Below are 17,976 nucleotides of genomic sequence, written 5' to 3' on the forward strand. Positions count from 1 at the left end.
TATGCCTGACGACCATAGCGAGGTGGTACCACTCCTTCCCATCCCGAACAGGACAGTGAAACGCCTTTGCGCCGATGATAGTGCGGGTTCCCGTGTGAAAGTAGGTCATCGTCAGGCTCTTACCCAGCCCCCAAACCCCCTCGTGCCTCATGGTGCCTGGGGGTTTGGGCTTTTGGGGATCTGAATCCAGAGTTGCCTCAGAGGCGACGGTTCGTTCAAATGTTGTAGATACGGTCAGATTCAATACGGAGGGCCTGACTGGCAATCAATTCGCTGATCAACGTATCAAGCGATTCACGTAGAAGGTGCTCAGCAGCGGCGCTCGACCGTTGTTCAATGGAGGCGATGTAAGGCGTGCTCCGGTACCAGTCAAAGAGTTCTTGAATCGATACGGATTGCCATTCGAGCAATTTGAACTTGATGAGGACTTTGAGCGCATGTCGACGATGCTTGGCAGGATGCCGAGTGAATTGGTCGAGACGGCTTCTGGCGCGCCGCAGTGCTCCAGTGATTCCCTCAAATACCGAGCCATGACCGGGAATGATGATGCTGGGAGCCAAGGATTCGATCAGGTCCAGGGTATCTGAAACTTCGTTGAATGCGTCGATGCCTTCCAGTTCCGGGAAGACGATGCCAAACCCGTTCTCCCACAGTGCATCTGCTGAGATGAGGATGCGCGACTCGCGTTGAAACAGGATCACGGAATGCGGATCGTGGCCCTTGGCGGCGTGTATTTCCCATGTCTCCTGACCCAATCGCATGCTGGTGCCAGGGCTCAACACGCCTTGGTGGGTGAATGGGGGACAGGATTGCCCTGTGGGGACGTAGGTCAGTGCGACGGGATCCCATGTCGCCACCGCCGCAGCCTGACCTGGAGGAATCAGGATTTGCAGATCAGGAAACGCGCTTTGCAGTTGAGCGTTGCCACCGCAGTGATCGCTGTGAAGGTGGGTGTTCAACAGCAGGTCCAGAGGGCGTCCGTGCAAGTTGTCCCGCAGCAAGGCGAGCGTCTGTTGCGCGTGTGTGCAGTAGCCCGAGTCAACCAAGGCGCTGGGTCCATCGCCTTGCAGCAGGATGTTGTTGGACGAAAGCCAGCCACGTTCAAAGACGGTGACACCCTTCTCGGCCAGGTTTGAAATGACGGTGGGGTTGTCGTGAAGGGGAAGCATTCAATGCACCGCTTGTGTTGAAGAACAACTTTGTAACGCGGCCGTGTGGCCAGCGATCACCCTTGGCGCGCCAACTCACGGCTCAAGGCCGCGCTGCAGGCCTCCAGTGGCTGGTCGAATAGCTCGGCTATCCATCGCGACTCCCGTTCTTGGATTGTGTCAAGAAATGCGCGCGCATCACCCAGTGCGGAGAAGGCGTCAAATCCGCTTTCGAGAAAGTGCTGCAATGCGTCCAGTCCAGCCAGGTGCGCTGGGTTGCGCATCATCCGCAGTCCCAGCCGGAGGCTTTTCATGCGCGTGAGGCGTTGCAATTCAAGCCCCATGTGCTGGACGACGGACAGTTGTCGATCTCGAGCAGGCCGCGAATCGGTCAACCGCCAGCTCAGGATGTAACGCGTCGCCGTCGGTAGCGCGCTGTCCAGCGTGAGCCAGTGTGTGGCGAGCTGTTGATCCAGTACCTCGGTGAGCGCGTGAGTCTCGGCCAAGTCGACGGCCAGTTGTGCAACGGCTTCGGGAAACAAGCGCTCCAGGGCACCGGCAATTCGTGAGAACTGGGCGTCGCGCTGCATGAAGTCGTGCACGCCATAGAGTTCGTCGAGAAAAAATCGGGTGGCGGGAGCGTATCGCGCCTGTCCCAGAAAGTCGGTGTACGTTGCGCGAAACCGAAGGGCCTGCAATCGCTTGATGTCGTCAACAGCCGACTGCAGTCCTTCAGCCTGTGCCCGCACACGCAGTTGCTCCACGCGCGCCAGATGCGCTCGTATCAGGTTGGCGGCGGTGGGATCTTCACTCATGAGGGACAAGAGGCTTGCGACGAGTCTAGACGGAGAGCCCAAGGCCAAGTGTCGCGGATGATGATCGCGTGATCGGCCAGGATGGGGGCAGGCATGCGATAGTTTGAGGATGAAATCGTCGACTACATCCTCGGCCGCTGCAACCCGTCCCATGTTTTCCTCGCTCGCCAGGCTCCAGCAGTCGATGGTCCTGATGGCCTTCGCTGTGGCCGTGGCATGGTTGTGGTGGATGGGGCCACGTTCTGCGGCTTGGGCCGTGGCGGGTGTGGCCGCCGTGTTCTTGGGGTATGCCGTCATTCTGGCGGTGGAGATGGTCGCTGCCGCGATGGTCAACCTCAATGATGCGGCGCCCAGGGCCCATGCCGCCCAATGGATGGCGGCCTGGTGGCAAGAGGTGCGGGTGGCGCCGCTCGTGTTTGCATGGAGGCAGCCATTTTGCTGGAGGCAACTGCCGGACAGCGTCGAGGGGAGGGCCTCTCAACGGGCGGTGGTCCTGATCCATGGGTTCGTCTGCAACCGCGGGTTCTGGTTGCCCTGGATGAAGCGACTGCGGGCCCTCAATGTGCCCTACGTGTCACTCAACCTGGAGCCAGTCTTTGGCTCGATTGACGAGTATGTGCCGCTTGTGGACGCAGCTGTGGCGCGGGCCACAGCGTTGACAGGCCAGGCGCCGACGCTGATCTGCCACAGCATGGGTGGGCTCGCCGCCAGGGCATGGCTGGCCAGCTCAACCGACGCAGTTGCCCGCATCGACAGGATCATCACGATCGGAACGCCGCACCGCGGGACCTGGCTGGCCCGATTCAGCCGCCTGAACAATGGCCGCCAGATGCGCCACGACTGCGACTGGCAGCAGGACCTGCTGTCGCGCGAACTGCTGCTCCATTCGCGGCGCAACGCCGATCGGTTCGTCTGCTGGTACAGCAACACCGACAACATCGTCTTTCCAGCCTCCACGGCCACATTGCCCGATGCCGACAACCGCCTGGTGGCCGGGGCCCCTCACGTGGCGCTGGCGTTTCACCCGAGGGTGATGGACGAGTCGCTGGCGATGGTGGCCTCGGGTTCGAGCTCGCCGAGCGAGCGCACCGCCTCATAGAGCGGTGCGAAGTCGGGTGCGGTCATCGTGAACAGTTCCTCGAAACTGTCGATGACGAAGTAGGTGGCCTGGTAGTCGTCGATCTTGTAGCGCGTGCGCATGCATCGCAGCAGATCCAGCGCAATGCGCTGCGGTTGCGGGCTGGTGACGCTGTGGCGCAGTTCCCCTGACGAGCTGAGGATGCCGGCGCCATAGGCGCGCAGACCGTCGGCCTGGCGGATCAGGCCGAATTCGATGGTGTACCAGTACAGCCGCGAGAGCAGCTCGCCTGCGCCCAGGTCGTGTGCTTTCAGGCCACCCGCGCCGTAGCGCTGCACGTAGTCGGCGAACACCGGGTTGAACAGCAGCGGCACATGGCCGAACAGATCGTGGAACACGTCGGGCTCGACGATGTAGTCGAACTCCTCGGGCTGGCGAATCCAGTCGGTGACGGGAAAGCGCCGGTGGGCCAGCAGGTCGAAGAACGGACGTTCCGGGATGAGGCCGGGCACGGCCACAATTTCCCAACCGGTTGCGGGCCGGAGGCGCTCGTTGATTTCCTCGAAGCGCGGAATGCGGTCCTTCACGCCCAGCGAGGGGAGCGCCTCGATGAAGGTGTCACATGCCAAGCCGGGCAGCAGCGCGGTCTGGCGCTCGTAGAGGCGACGGTAGGTGTCATGGTCGGCCTCGGTGTAGGAGGCCCAGTTCTGTGGGCAGGTGTAATCGACCTGCGCGCGTGAGTAGTCACCGCGCGGGGGGCGGTCACTGGCCCCATAAACGACGGGTTCAACAGCCATGGCGCGCTCCGTCAGGCCTTGAGCACGCCACGACGCACCTGATCCAGCTCCATCGTCTCGAACAGGGCCTTGAAGTTGCCCTCGCCAAAGCCCTGGTTGCCCTTGCGCTGGATGAACTCGAAAAAGATCGGGCCGAGCTGGTTCTCGCTGAAGATCTGCAGCAGCAGCTCGCCGGGCACGCCGTCCACCAGGATGTTGCGCTGCTTCAACGCCTCCACGTCTTCACCGTGATTCGGGATGCGCTTGGGCAGCAGCTCGTAGTAGGTGTCACTGGTGTTGAGCAGCTTCACGCCACTGAGCTCGAGCGCATCGACCGTGTCGTACAGGTTGATCGAGCCCATCGCGATGTGCTGGATGCCTTCGCCGTGGTAGCGGTCCAGGTACTCCTGGATCTGCCCCGCCTTCTCGTTGCCTTCTTCGTTGATCGGGATGCGGATCTTGCCGCAGGGGCTGGTCATGGCCTTGCTCTTCACGCCAGTGGCCTGGCCTTCGATGTCGAAGTAGCGCACCTCGCGGAAGTTGAACAGGCGCTCGTAGAAGCCGGCCCACTCGTCCATGCGGCCGCGGTGCACGTTGTGCGTGAGGTGGTCGATGTAGGTCAGACCGTGGCCCACGGGGTTGAGCTCGGCACCGGGCAGCGGCTCGAAGTCCACGTCGAAGAAGCCGATGTTGCCGATGTCGCCTTCTTGGGCACCATTCTTGCCACGCCAGCGGTCGATGAAATAGATGATGGAGTCGCCAATGCCCTTGATGGCCGGGATGTTCAGCTCGCCCGGGCCGGCCGACTGCGCGTAGCCCCAGGCACCGAGCGCAATGGCGCGCTCGTAGGCGGCCTTGGCATCGCGCACGCGAAAGGCGATCGCGCACACACTGGGTCCATGCAGGCGCGCGAAGCGTTGCGCAAAGCTGTCGGGCTCGGCGTTGATGATGAAGTTGATCTCCCCCTGGCGGTACAGCGTCACCGCCTTGTGGCGATGCTTCGCGATCGGTTTGAAGCCCATGCGCTCGAACAGGGCGCCCATGGCCACCGGGTCCGGTGCGGCGTATTCGATGAATTCAAAACCGTCGGTGCCCATGGGGTTTTCCCATTCGGTGGCGGCGGTCTGGGCGGTGGTGGGCAAGGCGTTGTTCATGGCTGTCTCCGTGGGGCGAGGGTGATTCGCCACTGTATCGGCGCAGCGTGTCACGATTCCGGCGTTTTGGGGCGCTCCACTTGTCGTTCTTGCAGGAAACATGCATAGTTCAAAGGATGGAAGCACTGGACAAGCTCGATCGACACATTTTGCGCAACCTGCAGGCCGACGGTCGCGCCACCTACGACCAGATCGCCGAATCCGTGGGCCTGTCGCCCAGCGCTGTGCTGCGGCGCGTGCGCCGGCTCGAAGAGGCGCACGTCATCGATCGCTATGTGGCTTTGGTGCGCCCGGAAGCCGTGGGCCTGGGCCTCACAGCGCATGTGAACGTGCGACTGGAGAAGCACGCCGGCAGCGCCAAGCGCAACCCCATGGACCAGTTTCGCGCCAGTGTTCTGTCGTGGCCCGAGGTGGTGGAATGCGCGGCGCTCACCGGCGAGATGGATTTTCAGTTGCGCCTGGTGGTGGCCGACATGGCGGCCTATTCACGCTTCATGATGGATACCTTGCTCAAGCACCCGAGCGTGCAGGATTGCAAGACCAGTTTCGTGATGGACCGCGTGAAAAGCACGACCGCTTTGCCGCTTTAGACCGTGACGCGAGGCGACCGGCGGTCGCTTGCTGCCCGCCCATCGGGTGCCTGAGGGTTTAGGGACTTCAGTCCTTGTCGATATAGGGATAACCCTTACAGTTCTGCCATGGTCGATCCCACCCGTTGGTTCAAGTCTGCAACACCACCCGCCCAGGCGCCGGTCAGCGCAGCTGCGAGCGGGTCGCGTGCGCCCGATGACCACAGCTTTCCGACCACCAGCGTGGTGGTGCCCATCCGATCCATCGGCCCCGGCCAACGTGATCGCATCCTGGATCACCTGCTGTCGCTGGAGCCGCACGACCGTTATCTGCGCTTTGGGTACGCGGCCAACGACGAGCAGATCACCCGCTACGTGGATCAGCTCAACTTCGAGCGCGACGAACTCTTCGGCATTTTCAACCGCAAACTCGACCTGATCGCCATGGCCCACCTGGCGTTCTCGATCGACCCGCAGTACACCAGTTGCGCCGAGTTCGGCGTGTCGGTGGCCAAGAGCGCACGCGGCCGGGGCTATGGCAGTCGGCTGTTCGAACGCGCTGTGATGCACGCTCGCAACGAAGGCGTGACGCAGCTGTTCATCCACGCCCTCTCGGAGAACACCGCCATGCTCAAGATCGCGCGCCACGCTGGCGCCATCATCGAGCGCGACGGCTCCGAGTCGGAAGCCCACCTGCGCCTGCCACCGGCGAATTTCGATTCGCGCATGACCGAGCTGGTCAACCAGCAGGTGGCCCTCACCGACTACCACCTCAAGGTTCAGGCCAAACAGTTCTGGCGCCTGCTTGCCGTGCTGCAAGACATTCGTCAGGGCGTGCGCGAAGCGCGCGAGCGGGTCCGCGGCTGACGCTGCCCGCGAGCGCGGTGGCGGCCTGGCCGCCTTTTTGCTCTGGGACACCGGCTTGGGGTATCCTTTCGCACCGTTACAACTCCCCCCAACCTTCAGTGGCCGAATCCCCTCCCAGTAGTGGGCCGCAGCGCAGCCTGCGGCATGCCGACAAACGTGGTTTCCTGCAAAAGCTCGCGGAGTTCATCCACCCGGGGCCGGACTCCAAGGATGAACTGATCGAGACCCTCGCCGACGCCGAGGACAACGACATCATCAACGCCGAGTCGCGGGTGATGCTCGAAGGCGTGATCCGCATCGCCGACATGACCGCTGGCGACGTGATGGTGGCCACGCCCCGCATGGATGTGCTGGACATCGATGCGCCCTACGACGAGTTGCTTCATCTGGTCATCGACACCGCGCACTCGCGCTTTCCGGTCTTTGAAGGCGAGCGCGAGAACATCATCGGCATCCTGCTGGCCAAGGATCTGCTCAAGCTGCAGCGCGCTCCCGAACTCAACATCCGTGCCCTGCTGCGCCCGGCCACCTTCGTGCCCGAGACCAAGGGGCTCAACGACCTGCTGCGCGAGTTCCGTGGCAACCGCAACCACCTGGCGATCGTCATCGACGAGTTCGGCCGCGTGGCTGGCCTCATCACAATCGAGGACGTGCTGGAGGAAATCGTCGGTGAGATCGAGGACGAATTCGATGTGGCCGAAGACGAGGGCGACATCTTTGGTCTGGCCGACAGCACCTGGCGTGTGAGCGGTGACACGCCGATCGAACGCATCAACGAATCCTTCGGGCTGAAGCTCTCGGAAGACGACTTCGACACCATCGGCGGCATGATCGCCCACGCCATGGGTCATGTGCCCAAACGCGGTGAGGTGCATGAGCTCGAGGACCTGCGCTTCACCGTGCTGCACACCAAGGGTGGCGCGGTGAAGTGGTTCAAAGTCGTGCCCGTTCCGGCCGAGCTCTGAAGCCGCCCGGTTTATGCGCAGCCTGTTCGGATCGCTTCACACGCCGTCGAGTTTCAACCCGATGAGCCGCCGCCCTCCAGGGCGCAGCGCCCGAGGCAGCGGGTATTTCTGGTGGTGGATCTGCCTGGCAGGCGGTGTCCTGCAGGCGGCCTCCGTCGCATGGCCGTTCACCGGCTGGAGCTTGCCGGGCATGAGCGCGGGCCAGCCCAGTGGCTTCTGGCAGATTGTTTCGTTGTCCATGCTGGTGCTGGCCCTGCAATACGCCACACGTGTGGGGCAGGCGGCTTGGCGGGGCTGGGTGTTCTCCACGGCATGGCTGTCCGGCACCTTCTGGTGGTTGTTCATCTCGCTGCACACCTATGGTGGTCTGCCAGCCTGGCTGGCGGTTGTGGCGGTGTTGGTGCTGGCGGGCTTGCTGTCCATCTACTACGCCGCGGCCGTGGGCTTGTTGTGCAGCTGGGCGCCGGTTTCGCGGACCGCCCAGGCGCTGCTGTTTGCATCGCTCTGGACGTTGGCCGAGCTGGCGCGTGGCCACTGGTTCACCGGTTTCCCGTGGGGCGCCGGTGGTTACGCCCAGGTGGACCTGATGGCGCCATGGGCTCCGCTGGTGGGCGTGTACGGCATGGGATTCCTGGCCGCGATCCTGGCCTATGCGCTGGCTTCACTGGTCTCGGGCCTGTGGCGGCGCCTGAGCACCTGGTTGCTGTCGCCGGTGAGCCGTCCGTCCAGCCGCCCCGGTGCGGGCGGGCGAACCGGGGCGCCAGGCCCGCGTGTGCAGGCGCGCGTGGTGCCGGGGCTCACGGATGGCTGGTGGGGCCTGATGCGCACGTGTCTGCTGCTGTTGGCGGTGGCGGCCTTGCTCGTGAGCATGCTCGCAGGCGGCCAGGCCTGGCGAACGTTGGGCCACCGCGGAACCACCAGCGCGGGTGAACTGCGGGTGTGGCTGCTGCAAGGCAACATTCCACAAGATCAGAAATTCGAGCCCGGGACCGGCATCGCCCAGGCCCTGTCCTGGTATCCGCAACAGATCGGCCTGGCGGTGGATGCTGCGCGCGCCAACACCACCACCGGGCCGCAACTGGTGGTGGCGCCCGAGACGGCCATTCCTCTGCTGCCCAACCAGCTGGGTCCCGAGTTCTGGAAGCCGCTGCTCGGCAGCCTGGCGGAGCAAACGGTCGGTGGGGTGAGCACCCTGGTCGGCCTGCCCCTGGGCAGCCTGGAGCAGGGTTACACCAATTCGGTGTGGGGTTTGAATCCCGAAACCGCAGCGAAGGAGCGAGACCGGGTCGATGTGCCTGGCGCGCTCGGTGCAGGGATCTACCGCTACGACAAGAACCACCTGGTGCCATTTGGCGAGTTCATTCCGCCGCTGTTTCGCTGGTTCACCGATTTGATGAACATCCCCCTGGGCGACTTCAACCGGGGCGGCCTGGCCCAGCCCTCGTGGGCGGTGGCCGGGCAGCGCATTGCACCCAACATCTGCTTTGAAGACCTCTTTGGCGAAGAGCTGGCGGCGTCGTTCGGCAGTGCCGCCACCGCCCCCACCGTGCTGATCAACCTCAGCAACATCGCCTGGTTCGGGGATTCTGTGGCCATCGATCAGCATCTGCAGATTTCCCGGCTGCGTGCCATCGAACTGGGCCGACCCATGCTGCGGGCGACCAACACCGGCGCCACGGCCGTGATCGACCACAATGGAGTGGTCACGCACCAGCTTGAACGCCTCACGCGCGGCCGACTGGAAGCCACGGTGCAGGGGCGCAACGGCATCACGCCCTATGCCCAGTGGACCGCGCGCTGGGGACTGATGCCGATGTGGGTCGGCTGCCTGGTGCTGGTGCTCGTCATCGCGTCGCTGCGCAGCCTGGGCCGGCGTGGTGGACGCACCCGACGGCGCTGAGCAGGGTCTGCACCCGTCACCGATTCGGCAGAAATCGGTCACGTGTCCATCAGATGCTTTGCCCTGCGGGTGGGTACAACTCAAGGGCTTCACCACGTCGGTGAGGACTCATTGAGGGAGCTTTCCATGGCGTCATCCATTCCGTTCGATCATCCCTCGCTGGTGCTGGGACACGTTGTCAATACCGATCTGCTCACGCTGCTCGAGAAGATCGCGAGCCTGCAGGCCAAGACGGATGCCGCGTTCGAGCGCATGAATTCGTTCATCGCCATGCGGCGCGGACTGAGCATGACGATCAACGAACTGCTGGCGCTGGGCGTGGACATCACCGCGCTCAAAGCGAAGATTGTGGAACTCAACCAGAACGTGAGCGAGGCCGCGCGCGACTACATGACGGCGCGCATCGCCAACGACACCGGCGTGCAGCAGTTGCGCGAACAGGTGGCCACCATCGAGAACGTGGCGGGGCTTGAAAGCCCGCTCGACTTCACAGGAGTGCAGGTCCAGCGGCTGCCGCTGGCCGCCGACTCCATCAAGATGGATGTCCAGTACTTTTCATACGGCAGCAACGACAGCAGCAGCATGGAGGCCATCTCGGGCATTGAGGAGATGGTCCGGGAAGCCACCCAGATCAGCTCCGCCACCAAGGACGTGCCCAAGGAAGTGGCCGCCCAGGTCAGCCGGCAGCTCAAGAACCACAGCCTGACCGGGACCTTGGTGATCACCGCCAGCGCCACGCACCGATCCACCGCCATGCTGGAGCCGATCAAACTCGACCCGGACAAGGCGGTGGACGTGTGGAACAGCCTGCACGGCGCCAATGGCGATGGCATCAATACCGCCGACCTGGCGTCGGTGATCGAGGTTTCCGAAGCCGCCGAAGGCGCTGCCAACGCAAAGAGCCTCGCGCTGTTGACCGGCGCCAACTACGGCTCCAGCTTCATCGGCATGGTGCACATGGTCAACAACGAGATGAGCAGCACCGGGCCGACCGCCGCGCAGGAGGCTGCCTTGCAGGAGCAGATGCGTCTGGGCGGCTGGATGAAAGCCGCCACCGGCGGCTTTGGCGTGGACGAAGGGGTGCTGGAGCAGGTGCGCAAGCTGCTGAGCACACAGAATGTGTCCACCCATGCCAACCTCATCGTGCTCGGCTCCGTCCCCTCCATTGCTTCGTCGCAGCTGCGCATGGGCGTGACCAGCCTGCTCGACGATCAACAACGCGCAGCCAGCAAAGTGCCGGGCACCTCTCACGAAACGCGCCAGACCACCAGCTCCATGGCGGAAGTCGCGGTGCGCGGCGGCCAGCAGATGGCCATGCAGAGCGGCCTGATGCAAAGCGTCATGCATGGCCTGGGCACCATCGACCACGGCAGCAACAAGGTGGTGGACCTCAACACACTGATGAACGCGTTCGACAACTACATCACCCAGTTGGTGGATCCAAAATCAGTGGGTATTCCCATCAGCTTCTTCTTCAAGAAGATCTCCAGGAAGCACATCGCGCGTCTTTGGCTCGACAAGTACTTCTCGATGGCCAAGGCCAAGAGCGATCCCGCTGCCGGCAAGACCCCCCCGCCGAGGTGACCGGGCGCTGCGGGGCGGCCGGGCCACCCCCGTAAAATCGGGTGTTTGCGCAGCCGTGGTCGGCGCGCTCCTTCCCCATCCTTCGCGGCCCGCGCGCCAGCCTCATGTTGACCTTCCAGCAAATCATCCTGACCTTGCAGTCCTACTGGGACAAGCAAGGCTGTGCCCTGCTCCAACCCTACGACATGGAAGTGGGCGCCGGCACCAGCCACACCGCCACCTTCCTGCGCGCGCTCGGCCCCGAGCCCTGGAAAGCCGCCTACGTGCAGCCCAGCCGCCGTCCCAAGGACGGCCGCTACGGCGAAAACCCCAACCGCCTGCAGCACTACTACCAATACCAGGTGGTCTTGAAGCCAGCGCCCAGCAACATCCTGGAGCTCTACCTTGGCAGCCTGGAGGCGCTGGGCTTCGACCTGAAGAAGAACGACATCCGCTTCGTGGAAGACGACTGGGAAAACCCCACGCTGGGTGCCTGGGGCCTGGGCTGGGAAGTCTGGCTCAACGGCATGGAGGTCACGCAGTTCACCTACTTCCAGCAGGTGGGTGGCATCGACTGCAGGCCCATCACCGGCGAGATCACCTACGGCCTGGAGCGCCTGGCCATGTACCTGCAGGGCGTGGACAACGTCTACAACCTCAAGTGGACCGACACGCTGAGCTACGGCGACGTCTACCTGCAGAACGAGAAGGAGCAGTCGGCCTACAACTTCGAGCACAGCGATGCCGACTTCCTCTTCACCGCCTTCACGGCGCACGAAAAGCAGGCCAAACACCTGATGGAGCAGCAGCTCGCACTGCCGGCGTATGAGCAGGTGCTCAAGTGCGCGCACAGCTTCAACCTGCTGGACGCGCGCGGCGCCATCAGCGTGACCGAACGCGCCGCCTACATCGGCCGCATCCGCAACCTCGCGCGCGGTGTGGCCCAGAGCTATTACGAGAGCCGGGAGCGCCTGGGCTTCCCCATGGCGCCGCGTGAGTGGGTGGACCAGATGACGAAGAAGGTTGCGTGAGCGCCCGGAGAAAGAACAAGAATGACTGCACAGAACCTGCTCGTTGAACTGTTTGTTGAAGAGCTGCCCCCCAAGGCCCTGAAGAAACTCGGCGATGCCTTCGCCAGCGTGCTGGCCGACCAGCTCAAGGCCCAGGGCCTGGCGCCCGCCGACGCGGTGGTGACGGCCTTCGCCTCGCCGCGCCGCCTGGCCGCGCACGTCACCGGTGTGCTGGCCCGAGCGGCCGACAAGGCCGTGTCGCAAAAGCTCATGCCGGTGAGCGTGGGCCTGGACGCCAGCGGCCAGCCCACCCCCGCGCTGCTCAAGCGCCTGGGCGCGCTCGGTGCCGATGCGTCGGCGGTGGCCGGCCTCAAGCGTGCACCCGACGGCAAGGCCGAGGCGCTGTTTTACGAGAGCGTGGCGCCCGGCGTTGAGCTGGCCGCAGGCCTGCAGAAAGCGCTGGACGAATCGCTCGCCAAGCTGCCCATTCCCAAGGTCATGAGCTACCAGCTGGAGACCGATTGCGAGCTGCCCGGCTGGAGCAGCGTGAACTTTGTGCGGCCGGCGCACGGACTGGTGGCTTTGCACGGCAGCACCGTGGTGCCGGTGAAGGCCTTGGGGCTGACCTCGGGCAACAGCACACGAGGCCACCGCTTTGAAGCCGCGGTGTCGCCGGTGGTGTTGAAGGACGCCGACAGCTACGCAGTCACGCTGTTGAAAGACGGCTCGGTGATCGCCTCGTTCGCCGAACGCAAGGCCGAGATCGTCCGCCAGCTGGCCGCAGCCGCTGCAAAGGTGGGCGGCGGTTGCCGGCCGATCGAAGACGACGCCCTGCTCGATGAAGTGACGGCGCTGGTGGAGCGGCCCAACGTGCTGATCTGCGAATTCGAAAGCCAGTTCCTCGGCGTGCCGCAGGAATGCCTGATCCTCACGATGAAGGCGAACCAGAAGTACTTCCCGCTGCTTGACGCACAGGGCAAGCTGACGAACAAGTTTCTCGTGGTCAGCAACATCAGCCCCACCGACGCCAGCGCGGTGATCGGCGGCAACGAGCGCGTGGTGCGACCGCGTCTGGCCGACGCCAAGTTTTTCTTTGACCAGGATCGCAAGAAGACGCTGGCCTCGCGCGTCGAAGGCCTGGGCAAGGTGGTCTATCACAACAAGCTGGGCACACAGGGTGAGCGCACGGAGCGGGTGCGCTCGATTGCGCGCGCGATCGGCCAGCAGCTCGGTGGTGATGTGCTGGCAAAGAGCGCCGACAACGCCGCGCAACTGGCCAAGACCGACCTGCTCACCGACATGGTGGGCGAGTTCCCCGAGCTGCAGGGCATCATGGGCGGCTACTACGCGCGCCACGACGGCCTGACCGAAGACATCGCGTTTGCGATCGAAGACCACTACCGTCCGCGCTTTGCGGGCGACGAGCTGCCGCGCAGCAACGTGGGTGTGGTGGTGGCGCTGGCCGACAAGCTGGAGACGCTGGTCGGCATGTTCGGGATCGGCAATTTGCCCACCGGCGACAAGGACCCGTTTGCGCTGCGCCGGCATGCGCTGGGGGTTGTGCGCATGTTGGTCGACAAGGATTTGCCGCTTTCCTTGAATCGCCTGGTTGCATTGGCTGCCCGCCCGTTTGTTGAGCAACTTTTGCCGGGTGGCAGTGGGCTTGTGCCCGTTGAACTGATGCCGCCTGATGCTGACGAAAACTACCTGTACGCTCTGAATCAGCACTTCGGTGTTGAGAAGTCGACTGGGTTGGAGTTGAAGAGCTTCATATTCGACCGCCTCGCCGGAAGCCTGCGTGAGCAGGGCTACACCTCGCAAGAGGTGGATGCGGTGTTGGCACTCCAACCGCAACGCCTGGGTGAAGTGGCGAGGCGTTTGGCCGCCGTGCGCGCCTTCGCCGCCCTGCCCGAAGCCCCGGCTCTCGCCGCCGCCAACAAGCGCATCGGCAACATCCTCAAGAAATCCGAAGGCGAGGGCGCTGCGGTTCAGCAAGCATTGTTGGTCGAGCCCGCCGAGCAGGCGCTGTTTGCCGCCATGCAGACCACCGTGCCCGCCGCCAACGCGAGGTTCGACGTCGGCGACCACACCGCCAGCCTGCAGTCGCTCGCCGCGCTGCGCGCACCCGTCGACGCTTTCTTCGACGGCGTGATGGTCAACGCCGACGACCCCGCGCTCAAGGCCAACCGCCTGGGCCTGCTGCGCGAACTGCACAATGCCATGAACCGCGTGGCCGATCTGTCGCGCCTCGCCACCTGAGCCCGCCATGAAACTCCTCATCCTCGACCGCGACGGCACGCTCAACCGCAGCCGCGACGACTACGTCGCCTCGCCGGACGAGTGGGAGGCGCTGCCCGGTGCGCTCGAGGCGGTGGCGCGGCTCAACCAAGGGGGCTGGCGCGTGGTGCTGGCCACCAACCAGTCCGGCATCGGGCGGGGCTTGTTCGACATGGCCTCGCTCAACGCCATCCACGCCAAGATGCACCGTCAGCTGGCGGCCGCGGGTGCTCGCGTGGAGGCCGTGTTCTTCTGCCCCCACGCACCCGACGAAGGTTGCAGCTGCCGCAAGCCGCTGCCGGGGCTGTTCAAGCAGATCGGGGATCGTTTCGGCGTGCCCCTGGCGACGGTTCCGGCGGCCGGCAATGCGCTGCGACATGTCCGCGCCGCGGCCGTCGCCGGCTGTCCCGCGCACCTGCTGCTCACCGGCCAGTCCGAACACCTGCGCGGCCGTGTCGGCCAGGGCTCGGGCGGCGATCTCTCAGCGCTGGCACCCGACCTGCCGCCCGGCACCCACGTACACGACGACCTCGGCGTGTTCGTCGACTGGCTGCTCGCGCAACCCACGACCTGAACGGTTTTCATGCTTCTCATCAACCTTCTTCGTTCGATCCTGCACACGCTGTTCATGGCAGTGACGGTGGTGCCATGGGCACTCGCGGTGCTGATCGCCGCCCCGTTCCTCAACAGCACGCAGATCTACTGGATGTGCGCCGGCTGGCTCAAGCTGGCGGTCAACGGTGGCACGGTGATCCTGGGCATCAAGAACCACGTGATCGGGTTCGAGAACCTGCCCGTGGGCAGCACCGCGCCCGCGGTGTTGCTGGTCAAGCACCAGTCCACCTGGGAAACCTTCTGCATGCCCGCCCTCATGCCCCACCCGCTGGCCTACGTGTTCAAGAAAGAGTTGCTCTACGTGCCGTTCTTCGGCTGGGCCATGGGCCGCATGGACATGATCCACATCGACCGCAGCAAGCGCGCCCAGGCTTTCAACAAGGTGGTGGAACAGGGCCAGCGCCTGCTCAACCAGGGCACCTGGGTGATCATGTTTCCCGAGGGCACCCGCATCCCGCGCGGACAGAAGGGCAACTACAAGAATGGCGGCACGCGCCTGGCGGTGGAGACCGGCGCGCCGGTGATCCCGATTGCCGTGACCTCGGCCAAATGCTGGCCGCGCAAGGCCTTCATCAAGAAGCCCGGCACCGTGGAGTTTTCCATCGGCAAGCCCATTCCCAGCGCGGGCCGTGAGCCCGATGAGCTGATGCGCGAAGTCGAGGCCTGGATCGAGGCGGAAATGCGCCGCCTCGACCCCACGGCCTACCCCCAGGGCTGAGGCTGGCCATGCAGCGCTTCCTCCAGCTGGCGCTCGACTTCCTCGGTGGACCCGATCCCGAGCCACTGCGCCCGGCTCCCCCGCCGCCGGTGGTGGCCGCTGCACCGGCACTGCCGATGAGCCAGGTGTTCCAGCCCGCGGCCTGGCACCACCCACGCGCCAACCGCATGCTGCGGCTGGGTTCGTGCGAGGTGGCGTACGAATTCAAGCGCGGCAAGCGCCGCACCATCGGCCTGTCGGTGAGCCCGGACGGCCTGAGCGTGAGTGCGCCGCGCTGGACGCCGGTGGGTGAGGTCGAAGCCCTGCTGCACGACAAGTCGGCCTGGGTGCTGGAGAAGCTGCAGAACGCGCGCGAACGCGCCGGTGAGATGGCGCAGGCCCGCATCACGTGGGCCGATGGCGCCGAGTTCGACTACCTGGGTGAGCGTCTGCGCCTGGTGCTCGACCCGGCGCACGGTTTCACGCAGGTGGGGGCGGTGTTCGAGGCCGCGGCCGCGCCCGCTGCCCTGGCCACATTGCGCCTGGGGCTGGCGCGCAACGCCGCTGAATCGCAGATCCGCGACGCGGCGCAGGCCTGGCTGATGAAGCAGGCCAAGGGCCTGTTCGCCCAGCGGCTGGACCACTTCGCCCCGCAGCTGGGCGTGCGCTATACCAAGCTGCGCCTGTCCAGCGCGGGCACACGCTGGGGCAGCGCCAGCGCCGACGGCACCATCCGCCTCAACTGGCGCCTGATCCACCTCAAGCTGGAGATGGTGGACTACGTGGTGGTGCACGAGCTCAGCCACCTGCACCACATGGACCACAGCCCGCAGTTCTGGGACGTGGTGGCCAGCGTCATGCCCGACCATGCGCAGCGGCGCAAGGCGCTGCGCAGCGCGGCCGTGCCTCTGGGCGAGTGACGGTCCGAGGCGTGGGCGCCGGCGACGGCGATTCCGTTAAGATCGCCGACCGACGTTGACGTAAACGTCAATTACAGGGCACGAACCCATGGCGACGAACCCGACCTACACCATCAGCGACCTGGCGCGCGAGTTCGACCTCACCACCCGCGCCATCCGTTTCTACGAAGACATGGGACTGCTGCAACCGCAGCGCGAAGGCCCGGGTGGTCGCAACCGGGTCTACACCTCGCGCGACCGCACACGTCTGAAGCTCACACTGCGCGCCAAACGCCTGGGCCTGTCGCTGACCGAGGCCAAGGACATCATCGACATGTACGACAGCCCGCGCGACACCGGTCCGCAGCTGCGCAAGTTCCTCACCGTGCTGGCCGACCACCGCCGCCAGCTCGAAGAGCAGATGGCCGATCTGGTGGCCAACCTCGACGAGGTGAAGGTGCACGAAAAGGAAGCCCGCGCCCTGCTGGGCAAGGTGGAAAAGAAAGCTTGAATCCGTCCATTGAAGGAGTTGTCATGTCCCTGATCGCCAACATCGTCGTCGCGCTCGTCGCGCTCCTGCATCTCTACTTCCTGGTGCTCGAGATGTTCCTCTGGGACAAGCCCGCCGGGCTGAAGGCCTTCGGTCAGACGCCCGCATCGGCCGCCGCCACCAAGGTGCTCGCTGCCAATCAGGGCCTGTACAACGGCTTCCTGGCCGCTGGCCTGCTCTGGGGCTTGTGGCTGGGCCCCGCGGGGTTTGGCGTGAAGGTGTTCTTCCTGCTGTGCGTGCTGGTGGCGGGCCTGTATGGCGCGGCCACCGCGAGCCGCAAGATCCTGTTCGTGCAGGCGCTGCCGGCGGCCGTGGGCCTGGTGCTGGTGTATCTGAGTCGCGCGGCCTGACGGGTCAGCCCGGATCGGCGTCTTCGACGTTTCGCCACACCACCCGGCCTTGCCCGGCGTCGTTGATGCGCGCCACCAGCGCCGCAGCGCGTGGCTGGGGCACGCGCAGGGTGGCGTCCACCCCGTCGCCGTGCTGCACCTCGGCCAGCGTGGCGCCGAAAGCGCCGAGTTCGCGCCGCAACCAGCCCTCCAGCGCGTAGGGCAGCACACAGCGCAGCAGCTGCCAGCGGATCACCGGTACCTTGTCCGCCGTCAACAGGGCCTGGGCCACGCTGTCGGTGTAGGCGCGCACCAGGCCGCCCGCGCCCAGCGGTGTGCCGCCGTAGTAGCGCACCACCGTGGCCAGCACACCTTCCAGATCCTGGTGGCGCAGCACTTCCAGCATCGGCCGTCCGGCCGTGCCACCCGGTTCCCCATCGTCGTTGGCCGCCGAGTGCCCGCCCGCCATGAGCGCCCAGCACACGTGGGTCGCGCCAGGGTGTTCTGCGCGCAGCCCGGCCACACGCGCCAAAGCGGCAGCGCGGTCGGCCACCGGCTCCACGCAGCCGATGAAGCGGCTCTTCTTGAGGGTCAGGTCGCTGTGGACGGGGGCGGTCAGGGTGAAGGGCATGGCCGCTTGAGCATAGCCTTGGCCACTGGTCGCGACGCCGGTCTGAAATTGACGTTTACGTAAACGTCAACGTAGAATCCAGGGCTTCCCCCCACGCACCGAGAACGCCGTGAGCCTGCCCACCTTCGAGCCC

At 64.9% G+C, this 17,976-nt stretch carries 18 protein-coding genes and 1 rRNA gene; 14 read left to right on the plus strand and 5 right to left on the minus strand.

The window, feature by feature from the left end; translation table 11 throughout:
• The first annotated feature begins 4 nt into the window (after positions 1-4).
• Positions 5-117: ribosomal RNA gene (rrf, locus tag V6M63_RS07635) — 5S ribosomal RNA — on the plus strand.
• Between the two features lie 98 nt (positions 118-215).
• Here the strand turns inward: rrf and V6M63_RS07640 are convergent.
• Both V6M63_RS07640 and V6M63_RS07645 read right to left on the minus strand, forming a co-directional pair.
• Positions 216-1,169, minus strand: a complete 954-nt coding sequence (locus V6M63_RS07640) for an MBL fold metallo-hydrolase (RefSeq protein WP_332740989.1) — start codon at positions 1,167-1,169, stop codon at positions 216-218.
• Positions 1,170-1,225: 56 nt separating this feature from the next.
• Positions 1,226-1,963, minus strand: coding sequence for an FFLEELY motif protein (locus tag V6M63_RS07645; protein WP_332740990.1), 738 nt, complete (start codon positions 1,961-1,963; stop codon positions 1,226-1,228).
• Positions 1,964-2,228: 265 nt separating this feature from the next.
• Between V6M63_RS07645 and V6M63_RS07650 the strand changes: the two genes are divergently transcribed.
• Positions 2,229-3,062 (plus strand): esterase/lipase family protein, encoded by an 834-nt coding sequence (locus tag V6M63_RS07650; RefSeq protein ID WP_332740991.1) that lies wholly within the window; start codon positions 2,229-2,231, stop codon positions 3,060-3,062.
• Here V6M63_RS07650 and phhA read toward each other — a convergent pair.
• Positions 2,984-3,838 (minus strand): phenylalanine 4-monooxygenase, encoded by an 855-nt coding sequence (gene phhA, locus V6M63_RS07655; protein WP_332740992.1) that lies wholly within the window; start codon positions 3,836-3,838, stop codon positions 2,984-2,986. The genes V6M63_RS07650 and phhA overlap by 79 nt on opposite strands.
• A gap of 11 nt (positions 3,839-3,849) precedes the next feature.
• Positions 3,850-4,971, minus strand: coding sequence for a 4-hydroxyphenylpyruvate dioxygenase (hppD, locus tag V6M63_RS07660; RefSeq protein ID WP_332740993.1), 1,122 nt, complete (start codon positions 4,969-4,971; stop codon positions 3,850-3,852).
• 116 nt (positions 4,972-5,087) lie between these two features.
• On the opposite strand from hppD, the gene V6M63_RS07665 reads away from it, so the two are divergent.
• The 12 genes from V6M63_RS07665 (at position 5,088) to V6M63_RS07720 (ending at position 17,233) form a co-directional block, all read left to right on the plus strand.
• Positions 5,088-5,561, plus strand: coding sequence for an Lrp/AsnC family transcriptional regulator (locus V6M63_RS07665; protein ID WP_332740994.1), 474 nt, complete (start codon positions 5,088-5,090; stop codon positions 5,559-5,561).
• A 108-nt stretch (positions 5,562-5,669) separates the two neighbouring features.
• On the plus strand, positions 5,670-6,407 hold the full coding sequence (locus tag V6M63_RS07670) for a GNAT family N-acetyltransferase (RefSeq protein WP_332740995.1): 738 nt from the start codon (positions 5,670-5,672) through the stop codon (positions 6,405-6,407).
• Positions 6,408-6,505: 98 nt separating this feature from the next.
• On the plus strand, positions 6,506-7,372 hold the full coding sequence (locus V6M63_RS07675; RefSeq protein WP_332740996.1) for an HlyC/CorC family transporter: 867 nt from the start codon (positions 6,506-6,508) through the stop codon (positions 7,370-7,372).
• 61 nt (positions 7,373-7,433) lie between these two features.
• A complete protein-coding gene (gene lnt, locus V6M63_RS07680) occupies positions 7,434-9,272 on the plus strand; it encodes an apolipoprotein N-acyltransferase (RefSeq protein ID WP_332740997.1) in 1,839 nt (612 codons plus the stop codon).
• A gap of 126 nt (positions 9,273-9,398) precedes the next feature.
• Positions 9,399-10,856 (plus strand): hypothetical protein, encoded by a 1,458-nt coding sequence (locus tag V6M63_RS07685; protein ID WP_332740998.1) that lies wholly within the window; start codon positions 9,399-9,401, stop codon positions 10,854-10,856.
• Between the two features lie 104 nt (positions 10,857-10,960).
• Positions 10,961-11,866: a glycine--tRNA ligase subunit alpha gene (gene glyQ, locus V6M63_RS07690; RefSeq protein ID WP_332741035.1), complete on the plus strand. Its 906-nt coding sequence runs from the start codon at positions 10,961-10,963 to the stop codon at positions 11,864-11,866.
• Between the two features lie 21 nt (positions 11,867-11,887).
• Positions 11,888-14,104 (plus strand): glycine--tRNA ligase subunit beta, encoded by a 2,217-nt coding sequence (gene glyS / locus V6M63_RS07695; protein ID WP_332740999.1) that lies wholly within the window; start codon positions 11,888-11,890, stop codon positions 14,102-14,104.
• Positions 14,105-14,111: 7 nt separating this feature from the next.
• Positions 14,112-14,696, plus strand: coding sequence for a D-glycero-beta-D-manno-heptose 1,7-bisphosphate 7-phosphatase (gmhB, locus tag V6M63_RS07700; RefSeq protein ID WP_332741000.1), 585 nt, complete (start codon positions 14,112-14,114; stop codon positions 14,694-14,696).
• A gap of 18 nt (positions 14,697-14,714) precedes the next feature.
• The gene (locus V6M63_RS07705) at positions 14,715-15,455 is read left to right on the plus strand and encodes a lysophospholipid acyltransferase family protein (RefSeq protein ID WP_332741036.1); all 741 of its coding nucleotides are present in this window, start codon (positions 14,715-14,717) and stop codon (positions 15,453-15,455) included.
• A gap of 8 nt (positions 15,456-15,463) precedes the next feature.
• Entirely contained in the window at positions 15,464-16,354 is an 891-nt protein-coding gene (locus V6M63_RS07710; protein ID WP_332741001.1) for a M48 family metallopeptidase, read from the plus strand.
• 88 nt (positions 16,355-16,442) lie between these two features.
• The gene (locus tag V6M63_RS07715; protein ID WP_056267588.1) at positions 16,443-16,844 is read left to right on the plus strand and encodes a MerR family transcriptional regulator; all 402 of its coding nucleotides are present in this window, start codon (positions 16,443-16,445) and stop codon (positions 16,842-16,844) included.
• Positions 16,845-16,867: 23 nt separating this feature from the next.
• Positions 16,868-17,233 carry a DUF1304 domain-containing protein gene (locus V6M63_RS07720; RefSeq protein ID WP_332741002.1) on the plus strand — a complete coding sequence of 122 codons (366 nt, stop codon included), beginning with the start codon at positions 16,868-16,870 and terminating at the stop codon, positions 17,231-17,233.
• 4 nt (positions 17,234-17,237) lie between these two features.
• On the opposite strand, the gene V6M63_RS07725 is transcribed toward V6M63_RS07720, so the two are convergent.
• Entirely contained in the window at positions 17,238-17,843 is a 606-nt protein-coding gene (locus V6M63_RS07725) for an IMPACT family protein (RefSeq protein ID WP_332741003.1), read from the minus strand.
• Positions 17,844-17,976 lie beyond the last annotated feature (133 nt).

Source organism: Hydrogenophaga sp. (genome assembly GCF_036675665.1).
GTDB lineage: Bacteria > Pseudomonadota > Gammaproteobacteria > Burkholderiales > Burkholderiaceae_C > Hydrogenophaga.